The sequence below is a fragment of the Hamadaea sp. genome (genome assembly GCF_013362815.1).
Taxonomy (GTDB): Bacteria; Actinomycetota; Actinomycetes; order Mycobacteriales; family Micromonosporaceae; genus Hamadaea.
On record NZ_JABFVK010000014.1, the window covers coordinates 65,245 to 85,853 of the forward strand.

At 70.4% G+C, this 20,609-nt stretch carries 15 protein-coding genes; 10 read left to right on the plus strand and 5 right to left on the minus strand.

What is annotated here, in order from left to right:
• The first annotated feature begins 101 nt into the window (after positions 1-101).
• The 4 genes from HOV77_RS08255 to HOV77_RS08270 are packed head-to-tail and all read left to right on the plus strand — an operon-like array spanning position 102 to position 5,039.
• Positions 102-752 carry a GNAT family protein gene (locus HOV77_RS08255; protein WP_290859841.1) on the plus strand — a complete coding sequence of 217 codons (651 nt, stop codon included), beginning with the start codon at positions 102-104 and terminating at the stop codon, positions 750-752.
• Between the two features lie 25 nt (positions 753-777).
• Positions 778-1,146: a VOC family protein gene (locus HOV77_RS08260; RefSeq protein WP_290859843.1), complete on the plus strand. Its 369-nt coding sequence runs from the start codon at positions 778-780 to the stop codon at positions 1,144-1,146.
• Positions 1,147-1,185: 39 nt separating this feature from the next.
• Positions 1,186-2,691: a glycosyltransferase family 39 protein gene (locus HOV77_RS08265; protein ID WP_290859845.1), complete on the plus strand. Its 1,506-nt coding sequence runs from the start codon at positions 1,186-1,188 to the stop codon at positions 2,689-2,691.
• Positions 2,692-2,720: 29 nt separating this feature from the next.
• Positions 2,721-5,039 carry an ATP-dependent RecD-like DNA helicase gene (locus tag HOV77_RS08270; protein ID WP_290859851.1) on the plus strand — a complete coding sequence of 773 codons (2,319 nt, stop codon included), beginning with the start codon at positions 2,721-2,723 and terminating at the stop codon, positions 5,037-5,039.
• Between the two features lies 1 nt (position 5,040).
• Here the strand turns inward: HOV77_RS08270 and HOV77_RS08275 are convergent, their stop codons facing one another.
• Positions 5,041-5,400 carry a TIGR02611 family protein gene (locus tag HOV77_RS08275; protein ID WP_290859858.1) on the minus strand — a complete coding sequence of 120 codons (360 nt, stop codon included), beginning with the start codon at positions 5,398-5,400 and terminating at the stop codon, positions 5,041-5,043.
• 354 nt (positions 5,401-5,754) lie between these two features.
• On the opposite strand from HOV77_RS08275, the gene HOV77_RS08280 reads away from it, so the two are divergent.
• Entirely contained in the window at positions 5,755-6,186 is a 432-nt protein-coding gene (locus tag HOV77_RS08280) for an SsgA family sporulation/cell division regulator (protein ID WP_184843436.1), read from the plus strand.
• Here HOV77_RS08280 and HOV77_RS08285 read toward each other — a convergent pair.
• Positions 6,161-6,994, minus strand: a complete 834-nt coding sequence (locus HOV77_RS08285; protein WP_290859862.1) for a hypothetical protein — start codon at positions 6,992-6,994, stop codon at positions 6,161-6,163. The two genes, HOV77_RS08280 and HOV77_RS08285, sit on opposite strands and share 26 nt — an antisense overlap.
• Before the next feature lie 146 nt (positions 6,995-7,140).
• Between HOV77_RS08285 and HOV77_RS08290 the strand changes: the two genes are divergently transcribed.
• From HOV77_RS08290 to HOV77_RS08305, 4 genes are read left to right on the plus strand one after another with little or no spacing between them, the layout of a single operon-like run.
• Entirely contained in the window at positions 7,141-9,606 is a 2,466-nt protein-coding gene (locus HOV77_RS08290) for a nitrate- and nitrite sensing domain-containing protein (RefSeq protein WP_290859864.1), read from the plus strand.
• Positions 9,603-10,004 (plus strand): roadblock/LC7 domain-containing protein, encoded by a 402-nt coding sequence (locus tag HOV77_RS08295; protein ID WP_290859866.1) that lies wholly within the window; start codon positions 9,603-9,605, stop codon positions 10,002-10,004. Before HOV77_RS08290 ends, HOV77_RS08295 begins: the two co-directional genes overlap by 4 nt.
• A complete protein-coding gene (locus HOV77_RS08300) occupies positions 10,001-10,369 on the plus strand; it encodes a DUF742 domain-containing protein (protein ID WP_290859868.1) in 369 nt (122 codons plus the stop codon). Before HOV77_RS08295 ends, HOV77_RS08300 begins: the two co-directional genes overlap by 4 nt.
• The gene (locus HOV77_RS08305; protein ID WP_290859870.1) at positions 10,350-10,937 is read left to right on the plus strand and encodes an ATP/GTP-binding protein; all 588 of its coding nucleotides are present in this window, start codon (positions 10,350-10,352) and stop codon (positions 10,935-10,937) included. Before HOV77_RS08300 ends, HOV77_RS08305 begins: the two co-directional genes overlap by 20 nt.
• 29 nt (positions 10,938-10,966) lie before the next feature.
• On the opposite strand, the gene HOV77_RS08310 is transcribed toward HOV77_RS08305, so the two are convergent.
• The gene (locus HOV77_RS08310; RefSeq protein WP_290859877.1) at positions 10,967-12,457 is read right to left on the minus strand and encodes a GH1 family beta-glucosidase; all 1,491 of its coding nucleotides are present in this window, start codon (positions 12,455-12,457) and stop codon (positions 10,967-10,969) included.
• 353 nt (positions 12,458-12,810) lie between these two features.
• On the opposite strand from HOV77_RS08310, the gene HOV77_RS08315 reads away from it, so the two are divergent.
• On the plus strand, positions 12,811-16,170 hold the full coding sequence (locus tag HOV77_RS08315) for a S8 family serine peptidase (RefSeq protein WP_290859883.1): 3,360 nt from the start codon (positions 12,811-12,813) through the stop codon (positions 16,168-16,170).
• Here the strand turns inward: HOV77_RS08315 and HOV77_RS08320 are convergent.
• On the minus strand, positions 16,157-17,635 hold the full coding sequence (locus HOV77_RS08320; RefSeq protein WP_290859885.1) for an ATP-binding cassette domain-containing protein: 1,479 nt from the start codon (positions 17,633-17,635) through the stop codon (positions 16,157-16,159). The two genes, HOV77_RS08315 and HOV77_RS08320, sit on opposite strands and share 14 nt — an antisense overlap.
• The gene (locus tag HOV77_RS08325) at positions 17,635-20,568 is read right to left on the minus strand and encodes an FtsX-like permease family protein (RefSeq protein WP_290859887.1); all 2,934 of its coding nucleotides are present in this window, start codon (positions 20,566-20,568) and stop codon (positions 17,635-17,637) included. Before HOV77_RS08325 ends, HOV77_RS08320 begins: the two co-directional genes overlap by 1 nt.
• Positions 20,569-20,609: the final 41 nt, after the last annotated feature.

Below are 20,609 nucleotides of genomic sequence, written 5' to 3' on the forward strand. Positions count from 1 at the left end.
GAATCTTCCCGGTTGTACGCACAACGGCGGGCCCTTTGCCGGAAAGATTTTGCCCGAAGTTAACGCGGCCGGGGAGAACGACCCGATTCACCCTGGGGCGAATGTTGTGGTCGCTCGGAGTGAGCTCGACCTACCATCGGCGAGTGCTCAAGCCGTCCTACCCGATCTACACCGCCCGGTTGACCCTGCGTCCGTACGTGCTGGACGACTTCGGCGACCTGTACGCGATCCAGTCGAATCCCGAGGTCACGCGCTATCTCTACTGGGAGGCCCGCGACGAGCCGGCGGTCCGGGCGGATCTGCAGGCCAAGATGGCGGCTTCGGAGATCCGTGAGGTCGGCGACCGGCTGTTCCTGGCGGTCGTGTGGCGGGAGGTCGAGCGGGTCGTCGGAGGGGTGACGCTGACCTGGCTGAGCCGTGAGGACGGCGGTGGCGAGATCGGTTACGTCTTCAATCCCGAGTTCGCCGGGCACGGGCTCGCGACCGAGGCCGCCTCGGCGCTCCTGCGGCTGGCGTTCACCCTTCCGGTCGACGGCGGGCTGGGCCTGCACCGGGTGATCGGGCGGCTCGACGCGCGCAACACGGCCTCGGCGAAGGTGCTGGAGCGACTGGGACTGCGCCGCGAGGCGCACTTCGTCGAGAACGAGTACGTCAAGGGGGAGTGGACCGACGAGGTCGTCTACGCCATCCTCGAATCGGAGTGGCTGACCCGGCGCGTCTCGCCGCCACGCAGCCGAGCGTCGCGCGCCTGAGCCCGGGGCGTCCTACGCTGGGCCCATGGCGCTCGGACCCGTCGCTCAGATCCACATCTCCGTCACCGACCTCGACCGCTCGGTGGCGTTCTACCGGGACGTCCTGGGCATGTCGCTGCAGTTCGTCGTGCCCGGCCAGCCCATGGCGTTCTTCGCCAGCGGCGACGTCCGGCTGTATCTCGGCGTACCGGAGAACCCGGAGTTCCGGACCCGGACGGTGCACTACTACTCCGTCACCGACATCGACGCCGAGTACGCCCGGCTCCTCGATCTGGGCGTGGAGTTCCTCGACCAGCCGCACGTCGTGCATACCGACGACACCGGGGACCTGTGGATGGCGTTCCTCGAGGATCCGGACGGCCACAAGATCGCCCTCACCCAGCTGAAGAACTAGGGGCTGCGCGATCAGGTCCGGTCGATCACACTGGGGCAGGTGACCGCCGAGACCGTCCACTCTGCACGACGCAACCGCCCGCTGCTGCTGACGGCGCTCGTGGCCGCACTCGTGGAGTTCGCCTTCAGTGGACGGTACGGCTTCCACCGCGACGAGCTTTACTACCTCGCGGCGGGCCGGCATCCGGCGTTCGGCTACGACGACCAGCCGCCGTTGGCGCCGTTGTGGGCCGGGTTCACCGGCTGGGCCGCCGACGGCTGGCCGGACTGGTTGCAGTTGATGCTGCTGCGCCTCCCGTCCAGCCTCGCGGTCGGCGCGATCGTGCTGGTCACCGGCATTATCGCCGCCGAGTTCGGGGGCAGTCGCCGGGCGCAGACGCTCGCCGGGCTCGCCATGGCGATCGCCCCCGCCGTCGTGGTCTCCGGGCATCTGCTGTCCACTACGCCGTTCGACATCCTCGTGTGGAGCACCTTGGCCTGGCTGCTCGCGCGCTGGGTGCGTACGCGGGACGACCGGCTCCTGCTGCTCCTCGGCGTCGTCGCCGGCGTCGGTCTCCAAGTCAAGAACCTGCCCCTCGTGTACGCGGCAGGCCTGGTCGCCGGGCTGCTGCTGGCCGGGCCTCGGGAAGTGTTCCGCCGCTGGCAGCTCTGGGCGGGCGGGCTGATCGCGCTGCTCATCTGGGCGCCGAACCTCTGGTGGCAGGCCACCCACGGCTGGCCGCAAGTCGCGATGACCGCCGTCATCCGGGACGACGCCGACTGGGGTGGCCGCGCCGGGCTCATCCCGTTCCAGATCCTCCTGTTCGGCATCGTCACCACCATCGTGTGGGCCACCGGACTCTGGCGGCTGCTGCGCGATCCCACGGCGTCACCCTTCCGAGCGCTCGGGTGGGCGTACCTGGTGGTCCTCGTGCTCGTGTTGGCGACCGGGGGACGGGAGTACTACCCGGCCGGGGCGTACCCGGCCCTGCTGGCCTCGGGCGGCATCGTCCTCGACCGGTGGCTCGGCGACAGTTCGAAACGGCGCGCCACGGTCGGCTGGGTCGCCGGTCTCAGCGCGGTCAGCACGCTGGCCCTGAGCCTGCCGGTGTACCCGGTCGCCATGCTGCACGCGACACCGGAACCGGCGGTCAACTACGACGCGGGCGAGACGGTCGGCTGGCCGGGCTTCGCCGAACAGGTGGCGGTGGTCTACCGCGGCTTGTCCGCCGAGGAGCAGCGTACGGCGGTGCTGCTCGCCGGGAACTACGGTGAAGCCGGCGCGCTCGACCACTATGGACCGTCGCTGGGACTGCCGCAGGTGTACTCGGCGCACCTGGCGTACTGGCGCTGGGGGCCGCCGCCGGAGGGACCGGGTCCGGTGATCCTCGTCGGCCACGGCTGGAAAGAAGCCGAACTGCGTCAGGAGTGCGCAGACGTGACCCATGCGGCGACCTTCGACAACGGCGTACGCCTCGACAACGACGAGCAGGGCGCGGAGGTCTGGGTCTGCCGGGGCAAGCGGCGTACCTGGGCCGAGCTGTGGCCCGGGCTGCGGCGCCTTTGATTGTGAGACCCAGCTGTTAAGTTGCATCCGTGCTGCAGGAAGCTCCCCCGAAAGGCGCGGTGCTGGAGGCCGTCCTCGAACGGATCACGTACGCCAACGAGGAGACCGGCTACACGATCGCCCGCGTCGCCACTGATCGAAGCGCGACCGATCTGCTGACGGTCGTCGGGCCGCTGCTGGGCGCGCAGCCGGGGGAGAGCCTGCGGTTGACCGGCCGCTGGACCTCCCACCCGAAGTACGGCAAGCAGTTCGAAGTCTGGTCGTACGCCACGGTGCTGCCCGCGACCGTGAAGGGCATCGAGCGCTACCTCGGGTCGGGGCTCATCAAAGGCATCGGGCCACGACTGGCGGAGAAGATCGTCGCGCATTTCGGCGTGGACACGCTCCGGATCATCGAGGAGGAGCCGGACCGGCTGGTCGAGGTGCCCAAGCTCGGCCCGAAGCGGACCAAGCTGATCGCCGCCGCCTGGGACGAGCAGAAGGCCATCAAAGAGGTGATGGTCTTCCTCCAGGGCGTCGGGGTGTCCACCTCGCTGGCGGTCCGCATCTACAAGCAGTACGGCGACTCCTCGGTCTCGGTGGTGAAGAACGAGCCGTACCGGCTGGCCGCCGACGTGTGGGGAATCGGGTTCAAGACGGCCGACACCATCGCGCAGGCGGTCGGCATTCCGAAGGACAGCCCCGAGCGAGTGAAGGCGGGCCTGCAGTACACCCTGAACGAGGCGGCCGACGCCGGGCACTGCTTCCTGCCGCAGCCGAACCTCATCGGCGATGCCGTGAAGATTTTGGAAGTGCCGGCGGCGCTGGTCACCGAGTGCCTCGAAGACCTCGTCGTCACCGAGGGCGTCGTACGCGAGCAGGTGCCCGGGCCTGCCTCGGCCGACGGCCCCGCCACCATCCCCGCCGTGTACTTGGTGCCGTTCCACCGGGCGGAGACGGCGCTGGCGAGCACCCTGCTCGGGCTGCTGAACACGAGCCGGGATCGCATGTCTGCGTTCGGCGGTGCCGGCTTGAACGCTCGAGCCGGGAGTGAGGACGGAGAGCCGGCCCAACGGGGCACAGTCGATTGGGTCAAGGCGCTGGCCTGGCTGCGTACCGTGACGGGGCATGAGCTCGCGCCCGAACAGGAGCAGGCGGTCCGCCTGGCGTTGACCGAGAAGGTCGCGGTGCTCACCGGCGGCCCGGGCTGTGGCAAGAGCTTCACCGTACGCTCGGTGGTCGAACTCGCCCGGGCCAAGCGCGCGAAGATCGTGCTGGCCGCGCCGACCGGACGGGCGGCCAAGCGCCTGGCCGAACTCACCGGGCACGAGGCCACGACGGTGCACCGGCTGCTGCAGCTGAAGCCAGGCGGCGACGCCACCTACGACCGGGAGAACCCGCTCGACGCCGATCTCGTCGTCGTCGACGAGGCGTCCATGCTGGATCTGCTGCTCGCCAACAAGCTCGTGAAGGCGGTTGCGCCCGGTGCGCACCTGTTGTTCGTCGGCGATGTCGACCAGCTGCCCTCGGTCGGGGCCGGCGAAGTGCTGCGCGATCTGCTCAACGCCGACACGGTGCCGCGCGTACGCCTGACCCGGATCTTCCGGCAGGCTCAGGAGTCCGGCGTCGTGGTGAACGCGCACCGCATCAACAACGGCGAGCCGCCGCAGCTGCGCGGCTTCGGCGATTTCTTCTTCTTCGCCCGCGACCAGCGCGAGGACGAGGAGCCGGCGCAGACCGCGGAGGCGACCGCTCAGCTGGTCGTCGACCTGGTGAGCAAGCGCATCCCGCGGAAGTTCGGCCTGGACCCCCGGCGGGACGTGCAGGTGCTCGCGCCGATGCACCGGGGCGCGGCCGGGGCCGGGAACCTCAACATCTTGCTGCAGGAGGCGCTCACGCCCGGTAAGGAGAACGCGCCGGAGAAGCGGTTCGGCGGCCGGGTGTTCCGGGTCGGCGACAAGGTCACCCAAATCCGGAACAACTATGACAAGGGTGTGGCGGGTGTCTTCAACGGCACCGTCGGTGTCGTGACCGGACTGTCGGTCGAGGATCACAAGCTCACCGTCCGCACCGATGAGGACGAGGAGGTCGAGTACGCCTTCGACGAGCTCGACGAACTGGCTCACGCGTACGCCGTGACGATCCACCGCTCGCAGGGCAGCGAGTATCCGGCGGTGGTGGTGCCGCTGACCACCGGAGCCTGGATGATGCTCCAGCGCAACCTGCTCTACACGGCCGTCACCCGGGCGAAGAAGCTCGTCGTGCTGGTGGGCTCGTTCAAGGCGCTCGGCGTCGCCGTACGCACCCTGGGCGCGGGCCGCCGGTGGACCGCGCTGGACCACCGGCTCACGCCCGGGGACTTCAGATAGCTCAGGACACGTAGCTCAACAGGTCGACGCCGAAACTGAGCTTCAGCGTCAGCCAGACCACGAACGAGACGAAGGCGAGCCCGACTGCGCCGATGAGCGCCTTGACCGGCCAGGGTTGCAGGCTGACCCATGCGGTCCACGCGCCGAGCTTGCGCCGTCCGTACTGGAGCAGATGGCGTGCCCAGACGAACTCGATCGCCCAGACGCTCACGCCGAAGAAGACGATGAGCCAGCCCGGTCCGGGCAACGGGACGAGAACGAGTCCAAGAACGACGATCAGTCCGCCGAGAATGGCGATCGCGGTCCGAAAGGCGACACTCCCCGTGGGGTGCGCCCGAATTGCCGTAATCTTCGCCTTCATCCCCCGGCGACTGTCCGGTTTCGACCCTCCCGTGGGGCCATCGGGCGTACTCATATCGCGTGTGGCGGTCTTTCCGGGTGACTCGTCTGGCATGGCGGTGCTCCTCGCCCGTCACCTTACAAGCGGCGCGCACGTTACGGAGGTGAGTCGACGTTGAAAGCACCCGGCGCCGACAGGCACCCCGCAGCGAGCTGCGGATTCTAACGAAATCCGGTCCCCAGTGGGCCGGGTTTCTGCCTGTCTTCCCACTACTGGGTGAGATCATCGTATGACGGAGCGTAATTGCCGGAGTGCGCCTGAGTATGGGAAGGCGGGGCGAGACCAGCCTCGCAGCGGTGCCGGGGGGAGTACGACATGAGTGCCATCCGACCAACGACCGTCGAGGTCGAGACGTCGCTGCGGCTCGTCGCGCCGGACGCGACGGCGCTACCTGTACGCGCCAGCCTGCGCTATGACCCGGCTGACCCGTACGCGGTCCAAGTGATCTTCCATGCCGAGTCCGCCGGAGGGGAGGCGGTCAGCTGGTCGTTCGCTCGCGAACTACTGGTGACCGGCCTCGACGAGCCGGCCGGGATCGGCGACGTACGCGTCTGGCCGTGGGCCACGCCGCGCGGCGACTTCGTCGCGCTCGCGCTCTCGTCACCCGACGGGAACGCCCTGTTCGAAGTGCCGAGGAGCGTGCTCGTACGCTTCCTCCGGCGTACCTATGTCGTCGTTCCGAGGGGTCGGGAGACCGAGCACCTGGACGTCGACGCTGCGGTCAACCGGCTGCTGGCCGGGCGCTGACCGTCGTCACAGCGGGTGAAGACGAGGCAGGCGGCGCAGGGGAAGGTGTCGCCTCCTCATATTTCTCCCGATGGTCGGCTCCGAGCCGGGTCTTGTCCGGGTCCAGGAAGTCGATGAGGTCGATGAGTGCCCGCTGGGTGTCGATGATGCGAGCGTTGCCCGCGATGCTCTGATCGGCGATGTCGTCCACCTCGCGGAGCAGCCGGGCGAACCAGCGGTGGAACCGCGGGTCTTCGGCGAGCCGGTGGGTGAACTCGGGATAGGTGAGGCAGTCGTGGTGGCCGTCGGCCCCCGGCTGCATCATCAGTTCGCCGAGTGCCTGCTGCTGGCCGCGGAACAGCCGGTAGTGCGGCGACCCGTAGATCTTCTGGTCGGACAGCGTGTTCGTCACCGCCAGTAACCGCTTGGTGAAGTCGCGGTTCTCCCGCTCCGCGCCCAGATCGAGGAAACGCAGCTCGCGCCGGATGATCTCCACCCAGCAGAGGTACTCCGCCAGGGTGTAGACGGTGAACACCCGGGCGTACTCCTCCTGCTCCTCGTCGCCGCAGTGCAGGTAGACCGGCAGGTACTCGTCGCGTACCGCGTTGTAGAGCCGGGACTGGAGGCTGTTGGCCGCCAGGAGCAGCGGCTCGCGATAGCGGCTGAGCACCTTCGCGGCCTGCTCCGCCTTCGTCTCCTCGTGCCGCTCCCGCTCCAGCTTCGCCTGGAACGCGGTCGCCTTGCGGCTGGACCAGCTGGTCATGACGCCGGCGACGATCGCGCCGAGCACCGAGACGACGGCCGAGAGGATGCCGATCAGGTTGTCCACGGCGGCAGTCTGCCGGGTACGCCCGCCGGGCGGCATCGGCCACCCGGCCGGGTGTTGACTATCCAAACTAGACGGACGTAGTGGACAACCAGCCCCGCCTGTGATGCCATGTCCGGCGTGCTAACTTGCTCCGCCGGAGGCTTGAGGTGTTGAAGAGACGGTCGATCCGGGCGAAGATGGCGGCCCTGGTCATCATCCCCCTGGTGGCGCTGCTCGGGCTGTGGCTGCTGGCCACGGCGCTGACCGTCGGGCCCGCCCGGAACCTGGCCGACGCGGGGCTCTTCGCCAAGCACGTCGGCGGGCCGGCCGCCCAGGTCGTGGCCGAGCTGCAGACCGAGCGCCGGCTGACGGTCGTCGCGCTGGCTCAGGCGGGCCCGTCCACCGAGGTGAACTCGCAGCGGGATGCCACCGACACGGCGGTGCGGACGTTCCGGGCGCAGTCGGCCGGTGCCGAGGTCACCGATCGGGCCGACGACCTGATCCGCCGGCGGCTGAGCGAGTTCACCGCCGAACTCGATCAACTGCAAGCCGCCCGGAACGCGGCGGACGCGGTGAACGCGAGCCGGGGCGCGGATCTGCGGGCCGCCGCGATGACGGCGTACACCCGGATCATCGACGCCGCGTATCGGCTGTTCGTGCCGCTCGCCGAGGTCCAGGATCCGGAGCTTTCCCAGCTCTCCCGTACGCTCATCGGCCTGTCCCGGGCGCGCGAGCTCGTCGCTCAGGAGGACGCGCTCCTCAGTGCGGTCTTCGCGGTCGGGAAGCCGACGATGAACGACGTAACCCAGATCGCGGGGGCCATCGGAGCGCAACGGCAGCTGTTCGCCGACGCCGTCGGCGAGCTGCCCGACGCCGACCGCGCCCGCTATCAGGAGATGGTCCGGGGCGACGCGTTCGTGCAGCTCGCGGTGATGGAGGAGACCTTCCTCAGCCACGGCCAGCCCGAACGGCCGCTGCCGATCAATGCGGCGAACTGGCGTACCGCCACGAACGCGGTACTCAAGGCGCTGCGATCGTTCGAGGAGCAGGCGGCCGCCGCGCCCGCGGAGCGGTCGGAGGCCGCCGTGTCCGCGGCGTACACCCGGATCGTCGCGACCGGTCTGGCCGGCCTGATCTCGGTGGCGCTCGCGCTGTGGGTGGGTCTGCGCGTGTCGCGGTCGGTGGCCGGGCGGCTGCTGCGCCTGCGGGACACCGCGCGTGACCTGGCCGAGGTCGAGTTGCCCGCAGTCGTGGCCAGACTGCGCCAGGGCGAGCGGGTCGAGGTCGACGAGGCCGAGCTGAACTTCGGCCACGACGAGATCGCCGAGGTCGGCCGGGCCTTCGCCGAGGTACGCCAGACGGCGGTGCGCTCGGCGGTCGACGAGGCGGTGCTGCGCCACGGGTTGAACGAGGTCTTCCTGAACGTCGCCCGGCGCAGCCAGACCCTGCTGCACCGGCAGCTGAGCCTGCTCGACCGGATGGAGCGGCGCGCCCGCGACCCGCAGGAGCTGGAAGACCTCTTCCGGCTCGACCACTTGTCCACCCGGATGCGGCGGCACGCCGAGGACCTCGTGATCCTGGCCGGTGGAGCGCCCGGCCGGGGCTGGCGTCACCCGGTCGCGGCGGTCGACGTCATCCGCGGCTCGGTCAGCGAGATCGAGGAGTACGTCCGGGTCGTCGTCGAGAAGATCCCCGACGTCGCGATCGCCGGTCGGGCCGTCGGCGACATCATCCACCTGCTCGCCGAGCTGGTCGAGAACGGCACCTCGTTCTCCCCGCCGCAGACCCGGGTGAACGTCAGCGCCGAGACACGGCCGGACGGACTGCTGATCCGCATCGCCGACCGCGGCCTCGGCATGACTCCCGAAGCGCTGCAGGAGGCGAACGCCCGGCTTGTGGTGCCGCCGGACTTCGACCCGGCCGACAGTGCCCGGCTCGGCCTGATGGTGGTGGCGCGGCTGGCCGCCCGGCACGGGATCACCGTGGAGCTGACCCGGTCGACGCACGGCGGCGTGGCGGCCGAGACCCTGATCCCGCAGTCGCTCATCGCGAAGGTGGGCAAGCCGGCCGTCAAGGCGGCCCCGGTGACCGAGCTGCCGAAGCGGCCGACGGCGGCGGCCGTGCCCGCTCAGCGCGACGCCGACCGGCCCGCCGAGCTGTCGCCCGAGCCGGTCGCTCAGACGGCCGGCGCAGTCGACGTCGGCGGTCTCCCGCGCCGGTCGCGGCAGACGCCGGCGGACCCGCCGGTGTCGCCCGCGCCGGAGGCCACGCGGCCGGTCAGCGAGCGTACGCCCCAGCGGGTGCGCGCCAACCTCGCGGCGTTCCAGCGAGGCACCGCCTCCGGCCGGGCGTCGCTCGACCCGCCGGTCGACCAGCTGGAGACACCGGTCGATCCAACCGGGTCGACTGTTGAAGCCGACCCGAACCGTCCTCACGCCCGGCTCGATCGAACCGGGTCGGCGGGGTCCGTTGGGTCGGTAGTGGACGGTGGGGAAACCGACAGTTCCGAGCCGGTCCGCGCGGGTGATAATGGGCCGTCGGCGGCGCAGCCGGCCCTGACGGCGAACAAACCGGAGACCGGTCCGGTCGAGGGCGATCAGCCCGTGCGCGACGAGGGGGAGGCCCAGCCATGACGTCCACCAGCGACACCGCCGCGCCGAGCGGGCTCGGGTGGCTGCTCGACGACCTCGTCGGCAAGGTGCCCGCCGCGCGGCACGCGGTCCTGCTGTCGGTCGACGGGCTGGTGCTCGGCCGGGACGCCAAGTTCGACGTCGACGAGGCCGATCATCTGGCGGCGGCCGCCTCCGGCCTGGCCAGCCTCGCCCGGGGCGCGGGCCGCCGGTTCGAGGGCGGCGCGGTTCGGTCCACTGTGGTCGAATTCGACACGGCGTACCTGCTCATCTCCGACGCCGGCAACCGGACTTGTCTGGCCGTGCTCACCGGGGCGGACACCGACCTCGGGCTGCTGGCGTACGAGGCCGAACTGATGGTCACCCGGGTGGGCGAGCACCTGGCGACTGGAGCGCGGTGAACGCGGAGGACTGGGAGTCCGGCTGGCTGGACGAGGAGGCCGGTCCGGTCGTCCGTCCGTACGCGATCACGGGCGGGCGGGTGGACCCGGCCGGGTTCGACCTCATCGCGCACGTGGTGGCGACCGTCGACGACCCAGCCCGGGGCCAGACGCCCGAACAGCGGGCCATCCTCGCCGCCGCCGCCCGGCCGTGCGCCGTGGTGGAGGTGGCGGCCATCGTCGACCTGCCGCTCGGGGTGGTCCGCGTCCTGCTCGCCGACCTGCACGCCGACGGGCTGATCGAACGCTACGATCCGCCATCCACACCGGACGGTCCTACCGAGCAGCTTCTCCAGGCGGTGATCCATGGCCTCCGGGCGATCTGACCGGGCGGCGGTGCCGCAAGCGCTGAAGATCCTGGTCGCGGGGGGCTTCGGGGTCGGCAAGACGACGCTCGTCTCCTCGGTCAGCGAGATCAGCCCGCTGCGTACGGAGGAAGTCCTCACCAGTGCCGGCGAGGAGACCGACGACATCAACGGTGTCGAGACGAAGCGGACCACGACGGTCGCGATGGACTTCGGCCGGATCACCATCGCGCCGCACCTGGTGCTCTACCTGTTCGGCACGCCCGGCCAGGACCGCTTCATGTTCCTCTGGGACGAGCTGGCCTCGGGCAGCCTCGGCGCGGTCGTCATGGCCGACACCCGGCGGCTGGCCGACAGCTTCAACGTCATCGACTACTTCGAGCGCCGGGGCACGCCGTTCATGGTCGCGGTCAACTGCTTCGACGGGGTGCGTACGCACACCTCGACCCAGGTGCGTACGGCGCTGGACCTGGAACAGCACGTCCCGGTGGTGCTCTGCGACGCCCGGGAACGCGAGTCGGTCAAGGAAGTGCTGATCACGTTGCTGGAATACATCCTGCGAACGGGCGGAGCCTCGGCCACCAAGTGACCGAGGCTCCGGTGTGTGAAGCGGGCGGATCAGACCTTGTTCGCGTGGATGACGTCGGAGTACCAGAGCGCGCTGCGCTTGGGGATGCGGCGCTGCGTCGGGTAGTCCACATAGATCAGACCCCAGCGCTGCTCGTAGCCCTCTTGCCACTCGAAGTTGTCCATGAAGGACCACACGTGGTAGCTCTCCAGGCGTACGCCTTGCGCGATGGCGGCGTGCGCGGCCGCGAAGTGGTCCCGCAGGAACGCGATCCGGCCGGCGTCGTCGACCTTGCCGTCCGCGCCGAGCTGGTCCGGGGTGGGCAGACCGTTCTCGGTGATGGTCAGCGGGACGTCGCCGTAGTCCTTCTTGACGCGTACCAGGATATCGGTCAGCCCCCGCGGGTAGATCTGCTGCCAGAACGCCTCGGTCAGCGGGTGCTTCTGGACCGTGCCACCACCGGCGGTCACGTAGATGGGCGTGTAGTACTGGACCGCCAGGACGTCCACCGGCGCCGAGATGATCTTCAGGTCACCGTCCTTGATGTACTGCGCCATCGGGCTGAACGCGGCGATCGCCTCGAGGGTGTCGCGCGGGTACTCACCGCGGAACACCGGGTCGAGGTAGAGCCGGTTCTCGAAGCCGTCCATGAGGTGCGTCTGCTCGGCCGCGTCCGCGCTCTCGTCGGCCGGATAGCACGGGTGCAGGTTCAGCGCCGGGCCGATCCGGGAGCCGCCGATGTGCGGGCGCGCGGCCTCCACCGCCAGGCCGTGAGCCAGCATCAGGTGATGCGCCACCACGTACGCCTTCGCCGGGTCGCGGAATCCGGGGGCGTGCCCGCCGTTGAGGTAACCGTTCTGCACCACCGTCTTCGGCTCGTTCAGCGTCAGCCACGTCGGGACTGAGTCGCCGAGCGCCTCGGTCACCGCGGCGGCGTACTCGGCGAAGCGGTAGGCGGTGTCGCGGTTCTCCCAGCCGCCCGCGTCCTGTAGCGCCTGCGGGGTGTCCCAGTGGTACAGCGTCGCCATCGGCGTGATGCCCCGCTGGTGCAGCCCGTCCACGAGTCGCTTGTAGAAGTCCAGGCCCTGCTGGTTGACCGGGCCCTTGCCGTCGCGGATCACGCGCGGCCAGGCGATGGAGAACCGGTAGGAGGACAGCCCGATCGACTTCATCAGGTCCAGATCGGCGGCGAAGCGGTGGTAATGGTCGGCTGCGACGTCGCCGGTGTCGCCGTTGCGCACCTTGCCCGGCGTGTGGCTGAACGTGTCCCACACCGACGGCGTGCGGCCGTCCTCGGCGGCGGCGCCCTCGATCTGGTACGCCGACGTGGCGGCGCCCCAGACGAATCCGGTGGGAAAGCTCAGCCCGAGCGTCGGTTCGGGGATGGGCTGCCCGGGGCTGTCGTCGCAGGCGGCCACGGTTGCGCCCACGGCCGTCGCAGCGGCCGCCGCCGCGCCGGTCGTGCGGGCCGTGGTGACCGCCGCGCTGTAGGCCGAAACTGCGGCCTTTTCCAGCAGCCTCCGGCGGGTGAGCACCGGCATGGTCGACTCCTTCAGTTATGGACCTGGACGTAGTGTATGTGGGAACGCTCCCACGTTCGGCCGGGCATCGCCCTATCTCCAACCGGGTCGCCTCGTTGCGCTGCGATCAAGTCTTTGCCGCCGACCGTGGGAGCGTTCCCACGCTATTGGGGAGGACTGTATCTCGGATGACTCGGCCTTTGGAAGACCCGCAACCACATTTGAATATTTCAGGCACTTGCCCGTAACGCGGATCGGCTAGTCATCCGCGGAATTTGGCCCACGGCCGGTGCAACGCGACCCCCATTCGAGGCGTCTTCCGATGTGCGGGCATCCATGAACTCATGGATGCCATTACACGGATAGGGGAGGTCATGCTTCGACACCGACGAGAGGGCGGCCGCGTTCTGGCGGCCACCTTCGCTCTGGCGGTGCTGTTCGGCGGCGTACCCGCCACTGCGGCGCCGACCGGTCCGGTCAGTGCAAACCCGACCGCCACGACAACCGGGGGCTTCCGTGCCACGCTTCCGGGCCGGGCTCACACCGTCACGCTGATCACCGGCGACGTCCTGCGGGTCGCCGACTCCGGTCAGGTCAGCGTGGTCCGGCAAGCCGGCCGCGAACACATCACCTTCGCCAGCTACCGCTCGAAGGGACATCTGCACGTCATCCCGTCCGACGCCCGGCCGCTGCTCGCGGCGGGCCGGCTCGACTCCCGGCTGTTCGACGTCACGGCGCTCATCCAGTTCGGCTACGACGAGCGCCGCGCCGACCTGCCGGTCATCGTGGCCGCGAAGTCCGCGCCACCGGCCGACACCGGCTTGAAACTGATCCGCACGCTCAAGGCCGTGCACGGCGCGGCCGGTCGGGCCGACAAGAACCGCCTGGGCAAGCTGTGGAAGGGCCTGACCGGCTCCGACGCCCGGCTCGCGGCTCAGCCGTTGGCCACGGCCAAGGTCTGGCTCGATGGCGTACGCACACCGACGCTGGACGTCAGCGTTCCGCTCATCGGGGCGCCCACGGCCTGGCAGGCGGGCTACACCGGGGCCGGGGTGAAGGTGGCCGTCCTCGACACCGGCGTGGACGAGACGCATCCCGATCTCGCCGGAAAGGTCGTCGCCCGGCAGAACTTCGCCGCCGCCGACTACCCCGACGAGGACGACCGCGACCACGTCGGCCACGGTACGCACGTCGCCTCGACCATCGCCGGAAGCGGCGCGGCGTCGGGCGGCAAGTACAAGGGTGTGGCCCCGGACGCGCAGCTGCTCAGCGGCAAGGTGTGCGTCGTCGACGGCTGCGCCGAGTCGTGGATCCTTGCGGGCATGCAGTGGGCGGCCGAGCAGGGCGCCGACGTCGTCAACCTGAGCCTCGGCGGACCGGACACGCCGGACGTCGATCCGCTGGAGCAGGCGGTCAACGATCTGACTGCGCAGTACGGCGTACTGTTCGTCATCGCGGCGGGCAACGACGGCGAGTTCGGCGACCGGACGGTCGGCTCGCCGGCCAGCGCCGACGCCGCCCTGGCGGTGGCCGCCACGTCGAAGACCGACGAACTGGCCGAATTCTCCAGCCGGGGACCGAGGGTCGGTGACGGTGCGGTGAAGCCGGAGATCTCCGCGCCCGGCGTCGACATCGTGGCCGCGTGCAGTTCCGTCGGCTTCCTGTGCACTCCGGGCCAGCCGTACGCGACCCTGTCGGGCACCTCGATGGCGACTCCGCACACCGTCGGTTCGGCCGCGCTCCTGGTGCAGGAGCATCCGCAGTGGACACCGGCGCAGCTGAAGGCGACGCTGATGGCCTCGGCCAAGCCGCTGGACGGCATCGCCGCCTTCGGCCAAGGCGCGGGCCGGGTGGACGTCGCCCGGGCGATCGGGCAGACGATCACCGCGGACGGGCCGAGCCTCAGCTTCGGACTGGCGCGGTGGCCGCATACCGATGACACTCCCGTGGCCAAGACGGTCACGTATCACAACAGCGGGTCGGCCGACGTCACGCTGAATCTGGCTCTGAATACCACGGGAGCGGGAGACGCCGGTTCGCTGTTCAGCCTCAGCGCCTCGACGGTGACCGTGCCGGCCGGTGGCTCGGCGTCCGTCACCGTCACCGCCGACACCCGGGCCGACGTGGCGGACGGCTTCTACAGCGGCCAGCTCGTCGGCACCGCGCCCGGCGTCAGTGTCAGCGTGCCCTACGGCGTGGAGAAGGAGGTGGAGAGCTACGACGTCACCTTCGAGCACCTCTCGCGCGACGGTACGCCGAACGAAGACCACCTGACCATCCTGGCCGCCGGCGGCCAGGGCGAATACGTGCTCTACAACGGGGGGACGGAGACGATCCGGCTGCCCAAGGGCGAGTACTTCGTCAACAGCTGGCTGAACGACATGGCGAACCTCTCGACCACCATGCTCGTGCGGCCGAAGCTCGTCGTCGCCGGATCGGGCAAGGTCGTGCTGGACAGCCGGACTGCCGAGCCGGTGCACACCGCCGTGCCGGACCCGGCGGCGGTCAACGTCTCGACCATCCTCGACGCCACCTACACGTTCCCCGACGGCGGGCAGGCCGGCTTCGCCCTGCTCGGCGATGAGCAGTTCGGGAAGATTTACAGCGCTCTGCTCGGCGACGCGCCGGTCGACGGGCTGCGTGGGGCGGTGTCGTCGACCTGGGCCACGCTGGGCCCCGACGGCACGTGGTTCAACGCGCCCGACATGTACAACCTGGCCTGGTTCTACCCGAAGTCGTTCCCGACCGGGCTCGACAAGCGGGTCACCAAGCGGGACCTGGCCACGGTGAAGACGACCTACCACCAGCACAACTCCGGCCAGACTGCGGTGGCGTTCAGTCACGCCACGCCGGTGGGTGATCCCCTCGGCGGCGGCTGGGCGACCGGCATCGGCTTCCAGACTCCGTTGCAGCGCACCAATTACTACGGTGGCGACAACGTGGCCTGGCAGGACGAGTTCGACGAGTCCGACGACTCGGATGCGACCGGTGGGCAGTGGACGATGCTGACCGGGGCGCAACGCGTACTCAAGCCGGGCCGGGTCACCGCGGAGTCGTGGAACGCGCCGGTGTTCGGCCCGGCCTTCGGCGCGGCGACGTATCCGTTCGAATACCTCGTGCGGTACGGCGACGAGCTGATCATCGGGCCGCCGACCTTGGGCGACGGGGCCGGGCACGCCGGTTACTCGGCGTACGCGTCGGCGAAGACCACGTTGTATCGCAACGGGGTGAAGTTCGCCGAGGCGAGCGATCCCTACCTCGACGTCGAGGTTCCGCCGGAAGCCGCGGACTATCGCGTAGTCACCGAGGTGAACCGGGACACCCGGTTCTCGACGAAGGTAATCGCCAGCTGGTCGTTCCGATCCCAGCACGTGGAGATCGGCGACGACCCGCTGACCTCGGTCAAGCGGTTGCCGGTCACCTCGGTGAGCTTCGCCCCGGAGGTCGACGCCACCGGGCTGGCCGCACCGGCGGTGGTCGCGATGGTGCCGGTCACCGTGGCGGGCCAACCCGGCTCGGGAGCGGCTCCGCTGCGCAAGCTGGTGGTGGACTACTCCACCGACGGCGGCAAGAGCTGGAAGCCCGTGCTGATCGTTCAGGCCGGCTCGACCTGGTACGCGTTCCTGCCGCAGAAGGCGGGCAGCACGATCTCGCTGCGCGCCCGGGGCAGTGACGCGACCGGGGTGGTCGTCGAGCAGACGATCATCGGGGCGTACGCGGTCAAGCAGAAGTAGCAGCGCTCTGCAGGAGGAGCGGGTCGTGGGTGGCGACGACGATCGCCGCCCCGGCCCGCGCCGCCGCTCGCAGGGTCGCCGCGACGAGTCCGGCATGCGCCTCGTCCTGCTGTGACGTGGGCTCGTCGAACACGGCTATGGACGGCTCAGCGGCCAGCGCCCGGGCGACGGCGACGCGCTGGCGTTCCCCACCGGACAGCGTCTCCACCGGCCGATGGCGTACGCCGGTCAGCCCGAGCCGGGCGATCAGCCGCCCGATCAGCTCCGCGTTCTCGGGTAGCCCCCGGGCCTCCCGGGCGACGTGGAGGTTGGCGACGGCGTCCAGCGTCTCGACGAGCGCCGCCCGTTGCCCGGCGACCCCGAGCCAGGTACGCCGGAACCGGGCGAGCTCCGCTCGGTCTAGTGTGGACAGGTCGGTGCCCTGGACGACGACCTGACCGGAGTCCGGCCGCTCCAACCCGGCGAGCAGCCGCAGCAGCGTCGTCTTCCCGGAGCCTGAACGTCCCTTGAGGACGGTCCACGTCTCGGCCCGGACGTCGAACGACAGTCCGGAGAGGATCTCACGGCCGTCGCGGGCCAACGAGACCTCCGACAGCGAGGCGACGACCTCGCCCGGTGGGTGTGGCGTACCGGTCTCCGGCGAGGGGCGCTCCGTCTCGACCGGAGTGGACGGACGAAGAAGCAACCCTTCCGGGCGCTGCTCTGGGCGTACTCGATGAAGAGCGAGCGGGAGCCGAACCCAGCCGCGGTCGTCGACGACCAGGTCCTCCGGCTGGCCCGGACGCCATTCCTCGGACAGCCGCCCATCGCGGATCCGGACCACCCGATCGGCGATGCGGGCCGCGCGGACGTCGTGGCTGACGACGAGCAGGGACGCGCCGACCGCGGCCGTGGCCGCCACGAGCAGGTCGTAGATCGCGTCGGCCGAGGCGCGGTCGAGCTCGCCGGTCGGCTCGTCGGCGAGCACGAGGGTCGGGGAGTGGGCCACGGCGGCGCAGACGGCGACGCGCTGCGCCTCGCCGCCGGAGAGCGTTCCGGGGGACCGATGCGCGAGATCGGCGAGCCCCAGCGTGGCGAGAAGCTTCAGCGCGTGATCTTTCGGCTTGTCTGCTTTTCGCGTTCCCACTCGGCTTTGCAGCGTTATGTTGTCCACAACGGACAGTTCCGGGACGAGAGTCTTCTGCTGATCTACCAAACCGAGTACGCGGGACCGCAATCGGGCTGTCTCGGCTTGCGGCGCGCCCACGAGATCGACGCCACCCACCGACACCGTCCCAGCGCTCGGCGCGATCTCCCCGGCGAGCACCCGGAGCAGCGTCGTCTTGCCCGAACCGTTAGGGCCGTGCACCAGCAGGCGTTCACCGGGGGCCAGTTCGAGGGTCAGCCCGCGCAGGGCCGCCACGAAACCGTTGCCGGATACGCGATGCAGGCAGAACAAGTCGTCGGCGCGAATCACCGGGGTCATTACAAAGCCTCCGGTCGCACGGGCAGGGGAGTGCGGAACGATCGCCAGGCCACCAGGCCGGCGCAGAGCAGACCGAGCCCGACGCCCGCGCCGAGGACGGCGGCAAGCTGCATTGGCGAGGCGGAGAGCGCGAGGGGCGGCCGCGGTGCGGAACCGACGGCGGTGACGAGCACCAGTGCGGTGGTCAACCGGGTCAGTAACAGTCCCAATAGGACACCACAAGGGACGGCGACCACCACGACGGCCGTGGCGCGAGCGAACAACAGTCCACGCAACGCACCCGGCGTCAGGCCGTCGCTTTCCCAGGCGTACAGCTCGGCGGCGTCGTCCCGGCGCTCGGCGATCACTAGCAGAACCAGGGCGACCGCGCCCACGCCGAGGGCGACGAGTGCTCCGGTCCACAGCAGACCGGCCGCGCCGACGGCGAGGGGGTCGGTGGCGAGCTGCTGCTCGACCTGAGCTCGGGACCGCACGGTGAGCTGATCGAACGGGGACTTCGCGAGGTTCTGGCGCAACGCGTCCGGGTCCGATGAGGACAGCCAGAGTTCGCTCACCGAGCCGGTGCCCGGCTCCCGGGCGTCCATGGCGCCGGCGAGCGCTTGGACGTCGGCGACGACGAACCGTTCGCCGATGGCCGGGAATCGGGGGAGGACCTGCACGATCCGGCCGACGATCGGGGCCGCGCCTTGGATGGACAACTGGACCCGGCCACCCGAGGCGGCGCTCGCCGTGACCGGGTCGAGGATCACCGGCACCTCGGCCTCCGCCGCCGCGCCGATCAGCGCCACCAGCCGCCCGGTGGCCAGGTTGTAGTCCGTCTCGAAGGTGTTGCCGAGCCCGGCCAAGGTCAGGTGCCCGCTGAGGACCGGGACGTCGAGCCCGCCCTCGCCGGTGTGGTGCTGGCGGCGCTGGCCGTAATCGGGCGTCTCGGCGATGTTGAAGGCGAACAACCGGGCCTCGGTGGTGGTCGCCTTCGGCAGCTCACCGGTCAGTTTCTGGCCGGATCGGGCCAGCGCGTCGGTCGCTCGCCGGCCCGTCACGGTCAGCTCGACCGCGAAGTCCCGGCCGCCGGAGTCGCGCAACCAGGCGGTGAACTTCAGGTTGTCCAACTGCCCCGTCACGTCGAACGTCAGGCTCTTCGTGCCGACCGGGACGACCCAGCCCTGAACCGGCGTCGCGGACGTGATCAGCTTGGCCGACCGGGCGGCGTCCTGGCCACCGGTCACCCGTTCCCAGGCCGGGATGTGCGTCAACGCCGCCGGGGTCACACCGAGGACTTCGGCCGCCTTGGATTCGGCCGCGTTGACCCGGATGCCGGCCGAGGTGCGTACGACGCGGGCGGTCAGCACCTCCGGCGCCAGCGCGGCGTAGGCGCTCTCGTCGGCCACGTCGAGCGGACGGCGGAGGTTCTGCCCCGCGCGTACGCTCACGTCGAGCGGCACGGCGAAAGTGGCCTGGTCGACCGCGCCTTGGCGCAGCGTCGCCCGGTAGCCTCCGGCGAACAGGACGATCCCCGTCGCCGCGGCGAGGAAGGCAACGGTCGCCACCGCCCGCAGCGGGCGGCGTACCGCCCCGGACAGGCCCAGTCGCACCGGCAGCCCGGCGTTGCTCGGCAACCGGCGCGCGAGGCGTACGCCGAACGGCGCGACCAGCGGGAACAGCCGCCCGGCGAGCAACCCGCCGCAGACCACCGCGATGATCGGCAAGGCCACCAGCAACGGGTCCGTACGCTGATCGATCGCCTGCACGGTGACGACGCCCCGGGCGAGCGCCACGGCGGCCACCACGATCCCGGCGACGACCACGGCGTCGACCGCCCGCCACGGATGCTCGGGCGCCCAGCTGAGCGCGGCTCCGAGCAGAACCGCGGCGAGCACTGCGGTGACGGCGATCTGCACCATCGCTGGGCCCGACAGGCCGGTGGTCCCGAACACGGCGAGTCCGATGAGGACGCCTGCGGCGGTTCCGGCCAGAACGGGGATCGCCGCCGTGACCGCCGTCAGGGTGAACAGGCGGCGGGCCGGTGCGCCCCTTCGGCGTACGAGGGCGACGACGGCACGATGATCCCGGCGCGCGCCGATCGCGCCGATGACGGCGAAGCCGACCAGCAGAGCCGTGGCGGCCCCGCTGAGCAGGTCGAAGCGGCGGGTGCTGCGCTGCGCCCGATCGTGCTCGGACCGCAGCACCTCGTCGGGGGCGGTCAGATGCAGACCGACGCTGTAGCGGGACAAGTCGTCGCCCGCTTGGCGGCTGGCGTCGAGGTACGCGTTCACGTCGGCCGAGGCGCGCTCGACGTCGAGCGGAGCCACCCAGCCGTACTGCCGCTGGAAAGCAGTCAGCGAATCGATGGCGCTCGCCTTCGCCACCCCGTCCGCGAGCAGCAGCGGAATGTCGCGCTTCGGCTCGAACGTGCCGGTCAGCAGCAACGGATCGGTGCGTACGCCGGTCCCGACGATCTCGACGCCCAGCCCGTCCGGCATCTTCGGCGGCGTCTGTCCGATGAGGATGATCTCGCAGTGCTTCGGCGTGCACTCGGCCGGAAGCCGCCCGCTGGTCACCTCGACGCCGGAGGCGAGATCGTCGGCCGCGCCCAGGAAGAAGGAACCCCCGGCGGTGTCGCCCATCTCCCGGAACAGCATCTGCGCCCGGGCGGGATGGCGGGTCAGCTTGGCCAGCCGGGTGCGTACCTCGGTGTCCATGCCGGTCAGCTGGGCCGGTTCCATCGCGAGGTTGGGGTAGGACACGATCAGGCTCTGCTCGCCGGCCGGCAGCGCGGCCAGTCCGTGGGCGAGCGCCTTGGTGGAGGTCGAGGCGGCGGTGGCGGCGGCCGACATCGGCAGCAGCGTCGCGACGGCGATCCCGGCCACGATCAGCAGCCAGCGTGTCGGCCCCCGATACAACCGGGCCAGAGCCAGTGAGAGGATCGCCCGCACGCCTTCTCCTTCTGGAGAACCAGCCGGTCTTCTCCTTCTGG